General features: G+C 63.2%; 17 protein-coding genes. 4 read left to right on the top strand and 13 right to left on the bottom strand.

What is annotated here, in order from left to right; translation table 11 throughout:
• Positions 1 to 108: 108 nt before the first annotated feature.
• The 8 genes from JAB6_RS08640 to JAB6_RS08675 form a co-directional block, all read right to left on the bottom strand.
• Positions 109 to 510 carry a GFA family protein gene (locus tag JAB6_RS08640; protein ID WP_070302380.1) on the bottom strand — a complete coding sequence of 134 codons (402 nt, stop codon included), beginning with the start codon at positions 508 to 510 and terminating at the stop codon, positions 109 to 111.
• Between the two features lie 10 nt (positions 511 to 520).
• Complete coding sequence (locus JAB6_RS08645; RefSeq protein WP_070302382.1) at positions 521 to 2,293, bottom strand: ABC transporter ATP-binding protein; 1,773 nt, start codon at positions 2,291 to 2,293, stop codon at positions 521 to 523.
• Positions 2,290 to 2,844 (bottom strand): redoxin domain-containing protein, encoded by a 555-nt coding sequence (locus tag JAB6_RS08650; protein ID WP_070302384.1) that lies wholly within the window; start codon positions 2,842 to 2,844, stop codon positions 2,290 to 2,292. The genes JAB6_RS08645 and JAB6_RS08650 overlap by 4 nt, the downstream gene beginning before the upstream one ends.
• Complete coding sequence (locus tag JAB6_RS08655; RefSeq protein WP_070302386.1) at positions 2,844 to 3,359, bottom strand: MauE/DoxX family redox-associated membrane protein; 516 nt, start codon at positions 3,357 to 3,359, stop codon at positions 2,844 to 2,846. Before JAB6_RS08655 ends, JAB6_RS08650 begins: the two co-directional genes overlap by 1 nt.
• Positions 3,353 to 4,219 carry a hypothetical protein gene (locus JAB6_RS08660; protein WP_070302388.1) on the bottom strand — a complete coding sequence of 289 codons (867 nt, stop codon included), beginning with the start codon at positions 4,217 to 4,219 and terminating at the stop codon, positions 3,353 to 3,355. The genes JAB6_RS08655 and JAB6_RS08660 overlap by 7 nt, the downstream gene beginning before the upstream one ends.
• Positions 4,201 to 5,214, bottom strand: coding sequence for a RimK family alpha-L-glutamate ligase (locus tag JAB6_RS08665; RefSeq protein WP_070302390.1), 1,014 nt, complete (start codon positions 5,212 to 5,214; stop codon positions 4,201 to 4,203). The genes JAB6_RS08660 and JAB6_RS08665 overlap by 19 nt, the downstream gene beginning before the upstream one ends.
• 62 nt (positions 5,215 to 5,276) lie before the next feature.
• Positions 5,277 to 5,468, bottom strand: a complete 192-nt coding sequence (locus JAB6_RS08670) for a hypothetical protein (protein ID WP_070302392.1) — start codon at positions 5,466 to 5,468, stop codon at positions 5,277 to 5,279.
• Between the two features lie 183 nt (positions 5,469 to 5,651).
• Positions 5,652 to 5,840, bottom strand: a complete 189-nt coding sequence (locus JAB6_RS08675) for a hypothetical protein (protein WP_070302394.1) — start codon at positions 5,838 to 5,840, stop codon at positions 5,652 to 5,654.
• A gap of 299 nt (positions 5,841 to 6,139) precedes the next feature.
• Between JAB6_RS08675 and JAB6_RS08680 the strand changes: the two genes are divergently transcribed.
• From JAB6_RS08680 to JAB6_RS08690, 3 genes are all read left to right on the top strand, one after another.
• Positions 6,140 to 6,523 carry a hypothetical protein gene (locus tag JAB6_RS08680; RefSeq protein ID WP_217494616.1) on the top strand — a complete coding sequence of 128 codons (384 nt, stop codon included), beginning with the start codon at positions 6,140 to 6,142 and terminating at the stop codon, positions 6,521 to 6,523.
• A 7-nt stretch (positions 6,524 to 6,530) separates the two neighbouring features.
• The gene (locus tag JAB6_RS08685; RefSeq protein WP_175444516.1) at positions 6,531 to 6,872 is read left to right on the top strand and encodes a hypothetical protein; all 342 of its coding nucleotides are present in this window, start codon (positions 6,531 to 6,533) and stop codon (positions 6,870 to 6,872) included.
• An 85-nt stretch (positions 6,873 to 6,957) separates the two neighbouring features.
• Positions 6,958 to 8,403 (top strand): serine hydrolase domain-containing protein, encoded by a 1,446-nt coding sequence (locus tag JAB6_RS08690; RefSeq protein ID WP_083292618.1) that lies wholly within the window; start codon positions 6,958 to 6,960, stop codon positions 8,401 to 8,403.
• Here JAB6_RS08690 and JAB6_RS08695 read toward each other — a convergent pair.
• From JAB6_RS08695 to lodA, 4 genes are all read right to left on the bottom strand, one after another.
• Complete coding sequence (locus JAB6_RS08695) at positions 8,400 to 8,975, bottom strand: type 1 glutamine amidotransferase family protein (protein ID WP_070302396.1); 576 nt, start codon at positions 8,973 to 8,975, stop codon at positions 8,400 to 8,402. The two genes, JAB6_RS08690 and JAB6_RS08695, sit on opposite strands and share 4 nt — an antisense overlap.
• A gap of 211 nt (positions 8,976 to 9,186) precedes the next feature.
• Complete coding sequence (locus tag JAB6_RS08700) at positions 9,187 to 9,960, bottom strand: ferredoxin--NADP reductase (protein WP_034748152.1); 774 nt, start codon at positions 9,958 to 9,960, stop codon at positions 9,187 to 9,189.
• A 245-nt stretch (positions 9,961 to 10,205) separates the two neighbouring features.
• Positions 10,206 to 11,321 carry a tryptophan 7-halogenase gene (locus JAB6_RS08705; RefSeq protein WP_070302398.1) on the bottom strand — a complete coding sequence of 372 codons (1,116 nt, stop codon included), beginning with the start codon at positions 11,319 to 11,321 and terminating at the stop codon, positions 10,206 to 10,208.
• Complete coding sequence (lodA, locus tag JAB6_RS08710; protein ID WP_070302400.1) at positions 11,318 to 13,528, bottom strand: CTQ-dependent lysine 6-oxidase LodA; 2,211 nt, start codon at positions 13,526 to 13,528, stop codon at positions 11,318 to 11,320. Before lodA ends, JAB6_RS08705 begins: the two co-directional genes overlap by 4 nt.
• A gap of 287 nt (positions 13,529 to 13,815) precedes the next feature.
• On the opposite strand from lodA, the gene JAB6_RS08715 reads away from it, so the two are divergent.
• Positions 13,816 to 15,321 (top strand): anion permease, encoded by a 1,506-nt coding sequence (locus tag JAB6_RS08715; RefSeq protein WP_034748161.1) that lies wholly within the window; start codon positions 13,816 to 13,818, stop codon positions 15,319 to 15,321.
• A gap of 28 nt (positions 15,322 to 15,349) precedes the next feature.
• Here the strand turns inward: JAB6_RS08715 and JAB6_RS08720 are convergent, their stop codons facing one another.
• Positions 15,350 to 15,724, bottom strand: coding sequence for a hypothetical protein (locus JAB6_RS08720; RefSeq protein ID WP_070302402.1), 375 nt, complete (start codon positions 15,722 to 15,724; stop codon positions 15,350 to 15,352).
• Positions 15,725 to 15,727: the final 3 nt, after the last annotated feature.

Here is a 15,727-nt window from a genome sequence, read left to right on the forward strand (position 1 = left end):
CACCGTTGAGACCATTCTCGCTGCCTGCGTCGGGCTTAGCCATAGGGACACGACTTGTCGCCACGTAGGAAAACTCCGTGGTGGATGACAACCATTTCTACATTGCTACTACAGATGCCGCGTTTCCTGCGGCGGCGCATTCCACTCGTCATGCCGGCCATCGACAAAGGTGACGGGCACTTGCGCCAGCTCGGCCGCCGATGCGTCATCAAGGCAGTTGACGCCGATGCCGACGAACGGGCCGCTGCGGGGCGAATCGCCGCGGCCAAACGGGCGCACGCCGCAATGGCGGCAAAAATAATGGCGCTCGCGGCGAGCGCCGAAACGGTATTCGCTCAACTCGCCTTCACCGGCCAGCAGGCGAAAATCCGCGGGCGGGACCAGGCTGGCCCAGCAGCGGATTTTCAGGCAGTAGGAACAGTTGCAGCGCAGGCTGGGGGCCGCCAGGTCGATCTCGGCCGCAAAGCGCACGACGCCGCAGTGGCAACTGCCATGGTAGGTTTTTTTCATGCAGCCCACTTTACAGGGTTGCCGTACTGTCATGCAACTGCTGGAATTGCGACAGCTGCTGTTGCATCAGCCGCGCATACTGGCCGCCCGCACGCAGCAGTTCGGCGTGCGTGCCTTGCTGGCAAATCCGGCCTTTGTCCATGACGATGATACGGTCCGCCTTGACGATCGTGGAAAAGCGGTGGGCGATGATGATCGTGGTGCGCCCTTGCATCAAGGTATCGAGCGCGAGCTGCACCTGCTGTTCGCTGGAGGCGTCGAGCGCGCTCGTCGCTTCGTCCAGGATGAGGATTTTCGGCGCGCGCAGGATGGCGCGGGCAATCGCGATACGCTGCTTCTGTCCGCCGGACAATTGCACGCCCCGTTCGCCCACGAGGGTCTCGTAGCCGTCCGGAAAGGCTGCAATAAAATCGTGGGCATGCGCCAGGCGCGCCGCCGCCACCATCGCTTCGCGCGCCACGACCCGGTCCGGCACGGCAAAGGCGATATTGTCGGCGATGCTGCCGGAAAACAGGGCCGGTTCCTGCTCCACCACGGCCATCTGGCGCCGCAGCTGCGTTACGCCCAGCACGTGCGCATCGATACCGTCGAACTGCAGGCTGCCCGCGTCTATCTGATAGTGGCCCAGCACCAGGCTGGCGATGGTGGACTTGCCCGCGCCCGAAGCGCCGACGAGGGCGATTTTCTCGCCCGCGCGAATGAACAGGCTGACGCCGTCGAGGGCCGTCACCTGCGTGCGCTCGGGATACGAAAAACGTACGTCGCGCAGCGCGATTTGGCCGGCCAGCGGCGGCTGCGGCGCAGCCTCGGGCACGGCGCGGTGGCTGCGCAGGATCTCGAAGATGCGGTCGGTCGAGCCCATCGTGCGCATCCACGTGTTCCAGAATTCGCTGATGGAGCCGGCCGTGTCCGTCACCATGCTGGCATAGATGACAAAGGCCGTCAGCTCGCCCACGCTCAAGCGGCCCTGGCCGATCAGGTGGGCGCCGAAGCACAAGGTGGTCAGCAGGGCAACGAAGGCGAGCAAGCCCTGCGCGCCCTGGAACACGGCCAGCAGCCGCGTGCCGGCCAATGACACGCCCAGCAGTTCGCGCATCGCTTGCGCGTAGCGCGCCATGGCGCCGCCTTGCTGGTTGAACGCCTGCACCAGGCGCGCATGGGCAAAGTATTCCTGCGCCACCTTGCCGCTGGCGGCCAGGGTGGCGGAAATGGCCCGCGCGCGCTGCCGGTAATTACTGCCTGATAACTTGCCCAGATACAGGCTGATGGGAATGAACAGGGCCAGCGGCAAGCTCAGCATGGGCGACAGATGCAGCAGCATGGCGATGCCGCCCAAAAACACGCACAGCGAGCGCAAGGCATTGGCCGCGCCGATCGTCAGGCTTTCATGCAGGGCCGACACGTCGGACGTGAGTCGGCTGTTCAGCTCGCCGCCATGGTGCTTGTCGAAAAAGGCGATGGGCTGGTTGATTACCACGTCGAACAAGCGCCGGCGCACGCCCATGACGATCATGTGGCCGCCCGATTGCAGCAGATAGAAGCGGGCGGCCGAGGCCAGCGCATACAGCAGGCTGAAGGCCAGCATGGCGGCCACCATGCCCGGCGTAACGCCGCGCCGCGTCAGTTCCGCCACGTTATCGATGAAATACGCGATGGCTTGCGGAAAGGCCAGCTGCGCACCCACGGTGAGGGCCATGCACAGCAGGCCGGCGGCGATGCGCCAGCGCACCGGGTACAGCAGGCGCAGGCGTTCCAGATGGGGGCCGATGTTTACATGGTTCATGCGGCGCGCTCCTGCGACGGTTCGGCGTTCAATTGTTCGGCCAGGGCCAGCCAGTCTTCATCGCCGATCAGGCCGGCCGCTTCCACCGTGCCCTCGTGATTGACGAACACATAGAAAGGCGAACTCATCAGCGGGTTCACGCACCGGTAATCGCGTAGCGTCAGCCGCGCCGTGGCTTCCCGCAAGATGCTACTGGGCAAAAAGGCGCGCAGCCGGCGGGCCGGTTCTTCACTGATCAGCCACAGGGCCAGGCCGGCGTCCCGCGCCAGCGGCAGCAGCTGTTCGATACCAGCCAGCTTTTCCGCGCATTTCGGACAACGGCTGGCCAAAAACAGCAGCACGGCCGCCTGGCCCGCGGCACCCGGCTGGAAACGCGCGCCGCCAGCCAGGGGACGGGCTTGCACTGCCGGCAGGGGCTCGCCCGGCACCAGCGCCGCAGGCGCGATGCGTTCGCGGCGGCTGGCGCGCAGCACGGCCAGGGTCAGCCAGATATTGCCGGCGAGGGCAAAGGCCAGCGCTGCCAGCACAAGTTGCAAGGTCGTATCATCCATCAGCCGGCCCTTGCCAACGTGGCGATGTCGTGCAGGGAAATCACGGCCACGCAGACGATGGCCGCCAGTCCGGCGGCCAGGACCGAGGTGGCGACGGGCAGGGATGCCGTCTGCTCGGATGCGAAATAGGCGCCGTTGATGCCGACCGCCAGCACGTTGCGCAGCAGGTCGTATTGCGAGACGGGCCGCGCCGCTTCGCCAAAGCAGCTGCAGCGCACCACGCTGTGCGTGAAGTAGCGCCAGGCCAGGACGGCCGTGAGGGTACTCAGCAGCACGAGCGACAGCAGCATCGGCAGCTGCGTGCCGCCCGCCAGCAGCCAGCCGGCCAGCAGCAGTTCCGCCGCCACCAGGGCTGGCGCAGCGAATTGGGCGGCGGCGGGCGGCACGCCGAACGAGGTGGCCAGGTTGCCGCGAAATTCCCTGTAGCTGCGCAGCTTGCCCACGCTGGCCGCCAGCAACAGCAAGGCGATGACATAGCGTGCGATATCGGACAAAAAGGGGAGTGCTGTCAGCATTGCGTGCTCCACAGCGGCGCAAAGCCGCCCGGACGCTGGCGCCGCAGCTGCACGCCGTCGCGCGACGCCAGCAGGGCATCGTTCCACGGTTCGTCTGGCGCGCTGCGCAGGGCGCCGCCTATGCTCGATTGCAACTGTGTCGAGATGGCCCAGCCCAGCCGTTCGGCATGGGCATCGCGCGTCATGTTCAAGCCCAACTGGGCCAGCTCTTCGCGCGTCAACGCATAGTTATGCGAGTGGTACCCGGTCACCAGTTGCGCGACGATGGCGCGCCGCGCTTCTGGCGTGGCATCGGGCAATTGCCAGGCCAGCAATTCCTCGCCGATCTGTGCCAGCTCCAGGGTGGTACGGTAAAAGGCCGTCAGGGAAGGGGGGAAGATGCTGCCGCACAGCAAGGACAGCGATTGCTGGCGCGCCTCGGCCGCATCGACGCCGAACCACTGCTGCGCCATGTCGCCGAATACCTTGATGTCCAGGCTGGACATGGAGCCGCCGTCGGCGCCATCGAGCTGCGGGTCGATGGGCGAGAACAGGGCGAGGTCGCCGGCGATGATGTCATCGGCGCCCAAGGCCAGCAGGGTGGCGGCCGACTGGCAGTGGAAGGGCACGATAAAGCTCAGGTGGCGGGCATGCTGGCGCAGCAGAAGGGCGATGCGCCGCGCCGCGTTGACGATGCCGCCGCGGCCGTGCAGCACCACGTCGAGGCGCGCCACGGGGCCGATGCCCTGGCACAGTTCATACAGGGCGGGCAGCAGTTCCATGTCCAGGTGCGAGGCGGCCAGGACGATGGCACGGCTGTCGCGCGCCAGTTCCAGTTCGCGCAGCTGGACGGGGATCTGGTTCAGGTCTGGCTGCGGCATACGGCTCCTTCGATCAGGGTTGTGGCCACGCTTTCCAGCATGGTCAAGGCAGGCACCAGTTGTTGCACATACAAAAATTGACCAACAGGGTTGTTTTCCAGGAAAACGTACTCGCCGTCGGGCGTGACGATGAGATCGAGCGCGCCATACTCGAGGCCATAGCTGTGCACGAAAGCGAGGCAGCGCTGCTGTATTTCCGCTGGCAAGGTGCATGCTTCATAGCGGATGGGGGCTGACATATCGCGCGAATCGATGGCCGTGCGCGCATCATCCTGGGAATACAGACGCGCGGCAAACAGTTGCTTGCCGATCACGGTGATGCGCAGTTCGTATTGCTTGGCTATATATTCCTGGAACTGGCAGCTCAGTTCGCTGACCGCGTCCAAGCTGTCCAGCATGGCATCGTCGACAATGGTGGTGCCGATGCCGGCGCTGACCCTGTCAACGTCCTCGACCGTTTCGGCGGCCAGGCTGGGCGTGGACATGCTCTTGAAAATGATGGGCCCGTTGATGGCCGCGCGGAAAGCGCGCACGTCGTCGGGCACATTGGTAATCACGGTGGCGGGCACGCGAAAGCCCATGCGCGCGGCGCGCGCAAGCTGTTCGCCTTTCCATTGGGCGCCGCGCAGGGCCAGCGGATGGCTGAGCCAGTAGCAATCGAGCCCGTACAGCACGCTGAAGACGGCTTGCTCCGTTTCCAGCTGGGCGTAGGCGCGTTCCTGCAGCGTCAGGTCGGCGCTGGCGTAGGCATAGTCGGCCGCCTTGCGCAGCCAGACGGCGCCCACCTGCTGCAAGTCAAGCCAGTCGCCATCGGGCAAACGGCGCAGGCGCGCACTGGCGCGGCCGTCCTGCTGGCGCTGGCACAGCTGGTAATCGCGGGGAAAGGCGTCAAGATCGATACGGAAGGGGGCATGGCCGCGCGCGGCGAGGATGGCTACGACCAGGTCGGCGTGCAGATCGCCGCTATGGCTGATAATCAAAACCTTTTTGTGCATGTAGGGAGGCCTGCGGTAAGGGAAGGTGAAAAGCCTTGCCGTGGCAAGGCTGGTTCAACGTATCAGCAGAACTCGCCGCCGTCACTCGAGCCGATGCGCGAATAGCGGTATTGTTCCTCGCTGTCGACTGCCGTGCAGCCGGCTACGGCAACACCGTCGCGTACCTTCCAGGGCGCAGGACGGGCCGGCTTTTCCTCTTCCTTCTTTTCCGCCAGTTTGAATGCGAACAGCTTGGGTTCTTTTTTATCGAGCATGGAATCCTCTATTAATGGTTGTGTTTCGATTTTTACCAATAACTGCTTATAAAAATGAAATCTCCAATTGAAAGGTGTTTATATATTCATTGGGCGCAGAAAAGCCGCGCCAACGGCGCCAGTTTGAATATAGGGAAATATAATGCAACCCGACGCCAGGCAGGGGTTATGGCATGCCGGGGATCAGCAATACTGGCCGCTGTCGTTCGGCCTGAGGCGGGAAGAGTCGCGATATTGATCATTCGTGCCGACGGCGGTGCAACCGGCCACGGCGACGCCGTCGCGCACTTTCCAGGCAGTTGCGGGCGCCGCCTGTTTTTGTACCTGTTTTTCAGCCAGTTTGAATGCGAACAATTTGGTTTGATTTTGCATTGTACTATCCTCTTGTGATGGTTAAGTACTGCTTGCACTGTATGCCATGGTCTATGGCCATTCGATATTAGCGCCGGAATAAATAAGCGTCAATTGAAAATCAATCGTATTCGCGATTATCTTTTGGGAATACTCACCAAATATCACGCGGTCCATTTATATTATTGCAGTGCGATAAATAATAAGGATTGCGTTTTAAATGAACGGCAATCGGTCTGATTATGGATGGCAAACGGATAGCCTAGGCGCGCGGCCACGCGCTATAATGGCGCCTGTTGAATGGACAGGGCAGGAGCCACATGATGGAAATGGCAGTTACCGACAGCCTGCGTCAGCTGGCATACGCGCAAGCCGCAGCCTTCGTGCAGACGCTCGACGGGCGCGATCCTGTTGCGCTGCAACGCGACTGGGGCCTGTCGCCGGGCGTGGCCGACGAAATCATCGAAATGCTCAACAGCTATTTTGCGGCGGACCAGGCATTGTCACTGGCGCCGCTGGCGCAAGCTTTCGTATCGGGCAAGGGCGGCCGTCCCGCCGTCGACGTGTATGCCACTGATGCGGGACCGCTGGGCCTGGAATGCCGGCTGCTGGCCAATGGCAAGCCTGGCGAAGCGATCCTGCACCTGGAAATGTCCGGCCACGATGGCGCGCTGCGCCTCCATTACCGCTATATCGGATCCTGAGAACAAGATGATGAAGAACCTGACTGAACTGATCAGCGAAAAACAGCAGCGCATCTGCGACAAATTCGGCTTGCCGGCGCAGGTGCCCGAACCCATGGTGGCCCTGGCCACCGGCAGCCTGGCGCAGTCGCCCATCTACGGCACGCGCATCGAGCTGCCGGAAAATGGCACGATCAGCTGGTTTATCCATTGCGGTGAACACGACGACGCCAGCGGCTTTTACCAGCCCCTGCATGCGGAACACCTGCACGAGATGCTGCCGCAGGTGGTCGATTACCTGGCCTTGCCCAGCGGTGCCAAGTTCATTCTCGACCGGGAAGGGTACGAGGATGTGTGGCTGGACGAGTAACTTTCTGACTGGCAAGATTATCGTTGACGTTGACAAATAGGTATGGGATGCTGCGGTTCCGTTTTCTCTTGCCGAAAGCCGCATCGTGAAGCCATGCCTGCCGTCCGTCCTGCTCGTCATGGCGCTTGCCGCCAGCCCCACCAGCCATGCGCAGGCGTTCCCCGCGGAACATGATATTGCCACCTTCGTGCGCAGCGAAATGCAGGAGCGCCAGATTCCCGGTTTGCAACTGGCCGTGATACAGCATGGCAAGGTTGTGTTGAAGCGCAACTTCGGCCTGGCCAGTCTGCAATACCAGGTGCCCGTGACGGATACCAGCCTGTTTTCCATCAACTCGGCAACGAAAGCGTTTGCGGGCGTGGCCGTGATGCAGCTGGTGCAAGAGGGCAAGATCGACCTGGCCGCACCGGTCGGCCAGTACCTGACAGACTTGCCTGTCGCCTGGCAAGCCGTGACGGTGACCCAATTACTCAACCATACCTCGGGCTTGCCCGACGTGCTGGACCAGCGCAGCGGCAAGCTCGTGGGGCCGCTGCCGGACGACGCCGATGCGGCGTGGACAGCCGTGCAGGCGCTGCCCGTGGAAGCCCCGCCAGGCCAGCGCTACCGCTACAACCAGACCAATTACGTCTTGCTGGCGCAATTGATCGAGCGCCAGGGCGGCCAGCCCTTTACCGCCTTCATCCAGCGCCGGCAGTTCGACGTGGCGGGCATGCGGCACAGCGGCTTTGGCGACGCGAAGGATGTGGTTGCCAACAAGGCCAGTTCCTACGTGCTGGACCGTAGCGGCAAGGGCTACCGCAACGTGATCGAAGACTTTCCCGTGTTCCTGCGCGCCGGGGCCGGCATCAACAGCAATGCGGGCGAACTGGCCAACTGGCTCATCGCGCTGCAGTCGGGACGCTTGCTGGCGCCCGCCGGTGTGGAACGGCTGTGGCAGCCGACCAGCTTGAATGACGGCAAGCCGGCGCCGTGGGCGCTGGGCTGGCCCACCATCGGCCGCGATGGCCACCGCGCCGTGGCCGGCATCGGCGGTGGCCGCTCGGCCTTTTATGTGTATCCGAACGATAGCCTGGCCGTCATTATCCTCAGCAACCTGGCCGGCGGCCAGCCGGAACAGCTGATCGATACCGTCGCCGGCTTCTATCTTCCCGCCCTGCGCCAGCAGCGCGGCGGCGCGTATGCCGCGCACTTGCTGCGCACGAAGGCGGCGAGCGCCGGTTTCGACGGGCTGGACAAGAAACTGGCGGCCATCCTGCGCCAGCACGGCTTGCCGGAACCCACGGAAGACGACTTGAACGCCTGGGGCTACCGCCTGCTGGGGCGGCAGCAGCCGAAACAGGCCGTGGCCGTCTTCCAGCTGGGTGTGCAACTGTACCCGCAAGGGGCGAATGGCCACGACAGCCTGGCCGAAGCCTACGAGGCGGACGGCGCCACGGCGCTGGCCGTCACGCATTACCGCCGTTCGCTGGAACTGGACGCGGGCAACACGCACGCCGTGGCGCGCCTGCGCGTGCTCGGTGCCAATTAGCGGGCTGCCTGGCCGTGCTCGGCCCCGTGCATGGCCAGGTAAGCGGCCAGGTTGTCATCGGCGATGCCCAGGGCGCGCAAGACTTCCCTGGTGAAGGTGACAGGCGCCGTGCCCGGTGCCGTGATGACGCGCTGGTCGGCCACGGCCCACGGCACGTCCTGGTACAGGGCCGCGCCCGCATAGCCCGTATCCGCCAGGTTATCGGCCGAATTCGAGGTGTGGCGCACGGTGTCGAGCACGCCCGCCTGCGCCAGCACGCGCGTGCCGTCGCAAATGCCGGCCAGCACCACGCCCTTGTCGCGGGCCGCGCGCAGCAGCGGGCCCAGGTCGGGCGCCTTGCCGCTTTGCCAGAAGCTGCCGCCACACACCATCAGCAAGTCGAGTTCGTCGAGCACGATCTCTTCGAGCGCCAGTTGCGGCGTGACCAGCATGCCGCCGGACGAGGTGACGGGCAAGCCGCCCGGCGTGGCGAACTGCGTGTAAAAGCCGTAGTACAGCCGCGCCGTGGAATTGAGCAGGGCGGTTTCCCAATCGGCAAAGTTCTCGGTCAGAATGGTGATGGCACGTGTCATGAAAAGTCCTGTCGCAGATGGAGATATCAATAGTACTGGCTTGCTAGCCAGCGGGTGCCGAAATCATAATAAAAAGTACTGACAATTTCTGTCAGGAGCGCGCAGGAAATGATGGCACAAGTTGATGGCACAAGTTGCAATGAAAAAGCCCGGCGCCGCCGCGGGAAGCGGCGGGGCCGGGCCCCTGTATTTGCTACGAGTTTGCTGCCGATTACTTCTCGGCGAACGCGCGCTCGACAACGAAGTCGCCAGGCGTCGAGGTATTGCCTTCCTTGAAGCCACGCGCTTCCAGCATTTCCTTCAGGTCGCGCAGCATGTCCGAGCTGCCGCAGATCATCACGCGGTCTTCGGCCGGGTTCAATGCCGGCACACCCAGGTCTTCGGCCAGCTTGCCGTTCTCGATCAGTTCCGTGATGCGGCCCATGTTGCGGAAGTCTTCGCGCGTCACGGTCGGGTAGTAGCGCAGCTTGTCGCTGACCATTTCGCCCAGGAACTCATGCTTCGGCAAATGCTCTTCCAGCAAGTCGTGGTAAGCCAGTTCATCGACCTGGCGCACGCCGTGCACGAGGATCAGCTGGTCAAAACGCTCGTAGATGTCCGGATCGCGCACGATGCTGAGGAAAGGCGCCAGGCCCGTGCCCGTCGACAGCATGTACAGGCGCTTGCCCGGCAGCAGGTAGTCGGATACCAGGGTGCCCGTCGGCTTGCGGCCGACGATGACGGTGTCGCCCACTTGCAAGTGTTGCAAGCGCGACGTCAATGGGCCGCCCGGCACCTTGATGCTGAAAAATTCCAGATGGTCTTCGTAATTGGCGCTGGCGATACTGTAGGCACGCAGCAAGGGCTTGCCGTCGACGCGCAGGCCGATCATGGTGAAATGGCCATTCGAGAAACGCAGCGACGGGTCGCGCGTGGTGGTAAAGGAGAACAGGGTATCCGTCCAGTGGTGCACGCTTAAAACGCGCTCTTCATTCATCGAACTCATAGTATGTGTTGGCTGGTCAAAAAAATGGTTAGTTGCTGGCAACTGCTGGCAAAAGTGAAACCCTGTGTAGGCCCAGACGCTATTGTACCGGCCTCCACACGAAATTGTTACCGTCTATCGCCGCCAATGCTGCCGCACGCGGTGCCAACATTATAGTGCGAATGGCAAGGCAGGGCTGGAATTGGCCCGGAAACGGGCCGTGGACATGCGGACTCTTGACCTGGCTCAGTTTTTTGCCGGGGGCGTCAAGACGCTGCCCGGCGCTGCCAGAACGGCGCATCGCGCCAGCGCTGCTCGGCGCCGTAGAAGCCGCGCCGCATCTGCAGATAGGTTTCAAACGCGGCGAAAACGCTGCGCCGGTAGCCGGCCGCCATGCCCCGGTCGCCGGCCAGATAAGCTTCCGCCACCCGCGCCGCATGGATGCCCGAGGCCATGGCCTGGCCGATGCCCAGCGACGAGATCGGGTCGAAGCAGGCGGCCGCGTCGCCCGCCGCCGTCCAGTTTTCATCGGCCGGCAGCGACGCCACCCGGCTGTGGATGGCGTAATGGCGCAGCGCGCTCGGCGGGGGCAGGCGCGCGAGGATATCGCCCACATGGCGCGTGCCCATGCCGGCCTCGCGCCAGGGCGCCGCTTCCTTCAGCCGCAGGCGCTTGAGGATGTCGGCATCCGTGATGAAGGCCAGCGCCACGCGCTCGCCCGGCAGGGGCGCGGCGTAATACCAGCCATGTTCCGTCGTTTCCACCAGGGTGCGGTGCGGCAGGAATTGCGGCTCGTCCAGCTGATAATAGGCGTACAGCGCCACCAGCGAGTCTTCCGTGTGGATCGGACGCTTGCGCTGGCGCACGATGGCCGCCTGCTTGCCGCTGCAATCGATCAGGTAGCGGGCCGTCAGGTCCGTTTCCTGCCCCTCGCTCGCCACGCGCAGACGCCACGGGTCGCCGTGTTCGAGCTGTACCAGTTGCGCCGGACGCAGCAACGCCACGCCCGCCAGGCGCGCCTGTTCGAGCAGGATGGCGTCATATTGCCGGCGGTCCAGGTGCAAGCCGTGGCCGTGGCTGCTGAAGACGGCTTCGCGCGACATCAGCTCCGCGCTGCCCCACGCGGCTGCATGGGAAAACGCGGGCAGCTGGGCGCCGTCCAGCAGGTCGCGGCCGACGCCCAGAAAGTCCAGCATCGAGAAGATGGACGACGATACCGTTTCGCCGGCCCGGTAATCGTCGAACAGCTGCTTTTCCAGCAAGGCGATGCGCAAGCCCGTGTAGCGGGCCAGGGTCAGGGCGGCGGCAGTGCCGGCGGCACCGCCGCCGACAATGACGACGTCGTAGTCGCGCGATGACGACGTGCTTGGCGTGACACTCAATGGGAAAACCGGCGCCGGTTGGCAGGCTGGATTTTCTTCGGCGTGTCGTGCACGGCCACTTGCGCGCCGCCAGTGGCAAACAGCTGCGATGCCTTCTCGGGCGCCGTCTGCGGATCTTCATCCTTGAGGAACCAGGCGGGCAGGTAGTTCGAATCGTCGCCCGTGATGAAGCTGCTGGCATTGCCGACCCCGACGCTGGCGGCCACGAACTTGGCGTGATTGCGCTCCTTTTCCACAAAATACGGGTACTGGCGGCCCGACTCGGCATCCTGGTTCTGGTTCACGATGAAACCGAGGTAGTGCCATGAGCTGATCATCTGCGAAAAACTGTTCATGCCGCGGCTGTACATCACCTGCATGCCGGCCGGCACGCCGGCGAGCGCCTGTTCTTCCTTGGTGGTGGCGCCATTGATCACGTTCCACGGGCTTTGCGGCGGCCACCAGTAGGCGTAATAGGTGGGCGGCACGGGGATGAGCGTGTCGGGATTCTTGACCAGGTCCGGATTGTCGAAGTTGATCATCTGCACGGAACAGTCATAGAAGTCGGCCTGCCACGGGATGGCCATGCGCTTGGTCAGGTCGCCCGGTTCGCAGCCGGTGCCGACGGTCGGGTCGTTCCAGTCCAGCGGTGCGCACTCGTCGCGGCCCGGCGACAGGCCGTTTTTTGCGTAGTCGGCATCCACGCGGTGCAGGATGGCGTACGGTTTCGCGTAGATGATGGGATTGCGCACGCTCCACGTCACTTCGATGCCGGGGCACATGGGTTCGCCCACGCAATTGCCGATGGCCGCCTGATCGAGCGGGTCGATGCCGGGCAAGGCCAGGCCCGGCGCATCGGCGGCGAATTTGCCGGCCGCCCATTGCTGCAGGGCAAAGTATTGCGTATCCGTCAGCACGGAAAACTTGCTGATGACGTTGTTGCGCACGGAATTGCTGCCCGAATTCAAGGGCACGAGAGGAATGCCGGCGGCGGGGTTCTCCGTGGTGGCTTCGCTGAACAATTGTCCGCCCTGGCCACCGGTGAATCCGGGCGCCTGTTCCTCCGTGCCGGGCCGGATGGCCGACGGCTTCCTGAAATAGCTGAAGAATTTTTCGCGCTGCGGCCGGTTCGCTTCCGACGCATCGGCCACGTCGAAGTTAGGGCGGATGAAGGCCGTCATCGACGGCACCGTCGCCACCCACTGGTAATCGCCTATCCTGGCAAGGAAGGGCTGAATGTCCTGCCCGTAATTGACGACATAGTCGGGATTCCAGCCATCGCTGCCGCTCCAGCGGGCCGTGTCGTAGGCCTCGGGCAGCGCGTTCTTGTATTTGATGGCCATGTCGGCCACGACGTCATCCCAGGTGGAAATATTCACCAGCTCGGGCGCGAACTTCGGCGAGCCGATGACGACCCAGGCTTTCAGTTCCACGGACGGGCTGCCATCCGTGAAATGGATGGTCGCGCTGACGGGGCCATCGCCCACGTCGTCATTCCACGTATCGCCGCCGCCAAAGCCCGTGATGCTTTCGGAGCCGCCCGCGCGGCCATAGGCGCCGATCACCAGCAGGTTGCCGCGTGAATCCGTGCGCATTTCACCGAGCGTGCGCACCGGATAGCCTTGCGTGATGGCGTGCGGATCGGGGAAGGACACGTGCGCATAGGAACCGGCGCCATCCTTGTCGAAATGGGCCTTGCCCAGCGGCGCATCGAGTGTGCGCGGTCCCGGATCGACGATCAGTTTTTGCCGTGCCTCATCTCCCTTGACGGTGTCATTGCGCAGATTGGTCCAGGACGTGGGCGTCAGATTCCAGGCGGGCGGCGTCTTTTCCCAGGTTTCATAGCTGTTGTATGGGCCGAACATCAGGTCGCCCAGCAGGGGAATGAAGTTCCACCACGCTGCCTTCTTGTTTGCCACGTGCACCGTCCACTCGATCTTGGCAATGTTCGGGTCCTGCAGGTCGACGAGGACTTTTTCGCCGGGACGTCCCGCCACGGACTTGTAGATGCGGAAGCTGGCTGCCTGGCGCCGCACGCGGCCGGCCGCATCCTTGAATTGGGCAACGCGGACCGGCTTGCCATCGACGAGCTGCGGATCGTTGTTGCTGTCGACTTCGATCGGCAGCCCGCCGATCGTTTCCGGCGCCAGATAAAACGAATCATGGCTGTTGCCCACACGGGCAACGCCGATCGATGGGTGTATCGAGTACTGTTCCGTGCTATTCATCAAGTTTTCCCCTGAAAGGTTGGCAATCCTGGTGGCATATCTGGCGGCAGCTACGGGGAAAGATACAGAGAAAAATTGACAAAAAAGTCACCCATTGTCACTGCTCAACAATATTTACCGGCACTCTGATACCGCTCAAGTCAACGATTCGGAAATTTCCGGGCACGCGCAGGCGTAACGGAGCAGGGTAGTGGCGCATGAGCTTGTATGATGTTGCTAAAAAGAATTATCACCAATCCACGCGGGCGACCGCCCGCCAGGATGCCTGTCCAGCAAAGGAAATCATGATGTATAAAACAGTGCGCGACCTGTTCCTGCATTTCAAGGAAGCCGTCCCATTCCGCCTCGTCCCCGCCCTGATCTGCACGGCCTTGCTGGTGAGCATGCTCTTGCTGCCGGCGCCCGATGGCTTGACGCCCAAGGCCTGGGGCCTGGTGGCGATTTTCCTCACCACGATTCTGGCGATCATCCTGAAAGTCATGCCGATCGGCGTGATGGCCATGATGGCCATCGTCATCGTGTCCTTGTCGCAAGTGACGTCGACCTCGTCCAAGGGCGCCATCACGGATGCGCTCAGCAGTTTTTCGAATCCCTTGATCTGGCTGATCGTCGTGGCGATCCTGATTTCGCGCGGCCTGAAAAAGACGGGGCTGGGCAGCCGTATCGGCCTGCTGTTCATCTCGCTGCTGGGCAAGCGCACCATGGGCATTGGCTACGGCCTGGCCATCTGCGAACTGGTGCTGGCGCCCTTTACGCCCAGTAACACGGCGCGCGGCGGCGGCATCGTCCACCCCGTCATGAAATCGATCGCCAACGCCTTCGATTCCGACCCGGCCAAGGGCACGGAAAAGAAGGTCGGCACCTACCTGGCCCTCGTCAACTACCACGCCAACCCGATCACCTCGGCCATGTTCCTCACGGCCACGGCGCCGAACCCGCTCGTGGTCGACTTCGTGGCCAAGGCCAGCGGCCAGAGTTTCCACCTGACGTGGACCACCTGGGCCCTGTGCATGCTGCTGCCGGGCCTGGTCTGCCTGCTGGTGATGCCGCTGATTATCTACTGGCTGTCGCCGCCGGAACTCAAAGCCACGCCCGACGCCGTCACCTATGCCAAGGCGGAATTGAAAGGCATGGGCCCGCTGTCGCCGTCGGAAAAAGTCATGCTGGGCACCTTCGCCCTGTTGCTGCTGCTGTGGGCCAACGTGCCGGCCATGCTGTTCGGCCCCGCGTTTTCGCTCGATGCGACGGTGGTCGCCTTTGTCGGCTTGTTCGTGCTGATCATTACCGGCACCATCGATTGGGATGACGTCTTGTCGGAAAAGAGCGCCTGGGACACTTTGGTGTGGTTCGGCGCGCTCGTCATGATGGCCGAGCAGCTGAACAAGACGGGCGTGATCGCCTGGTTCTCGGCCGGCATGAAAGCGGCCATCGTCGCCAGCGGCATGGACTGGCTGCCGATCGCCGGCGTGCTCGTGCTGGTGTTTGTCTTCTCGCACTACTTCTTCGCCAGCACGACGGCCCACATCAGCGCCATGCTGCTGGCCTTCCTGACGGTGGGCCTGCACCTGATCCCGGCCGAATACCACGTGCCGTTCATGCTGATGATGACGGCCGGCTCGGCCATCATGATGACCCTGACGCACTACGCGACGGGCACTTCGCCCATCATCTTCGGCAGCGGCTTCGTGACGATGGGCAACTGGTGGAAAGTTGGCTTCATCATGTGCGTGATCGAATTGCTGATCTTTGCCGTCGTCGGCACGACGTGGTGGAAGGTGCTGGGCTACTGGTAATGCCAGCGGACAGCGGCCAGCCGCCCCGTCACGGCAGCTGGCCGCGCACGATGTGCAGCAGATACTCGCGCGCGGCGGCCCGTTCCATGCCTTTTTCCATCAGCGGCGGCAACAGCCGTTCAAACAGCTGACGCCGCTGCAGCGATGCCTCGGAGGTGTCGCGCCGGTCTGAAAAGAAATCCATCAGGGTCGAACCGCACAGGCAGTTGCGGTAGACCTCGACGATGGCCACGTTGTTGTCGTCGAAGCTTTGTTTCAGCCCCGAGACGTTCTGGCGCATCGATTGCGTCTGCAAAATGAAATCGTCCGCCGTGGCGAATTCGCGCCCGCAACAGGCGCAATGCTTGGGGAAGGCGGCTTCGGCCAGCGCCCGCAAGCCTTCGAAGAACAGCTGATCCTGCATGGC

The sequence above is a fragment of the Janthinobacterium sp. HH104 genome (assembly GCF_001758715.1).
Classification (GTDB): Bacteria; Pseudomonadota; Gammaproteobacteria; order Burkholderiales; family Burkholderiaceae_D; genus Janthinobacterium; species Janthinobacterium aestuarii.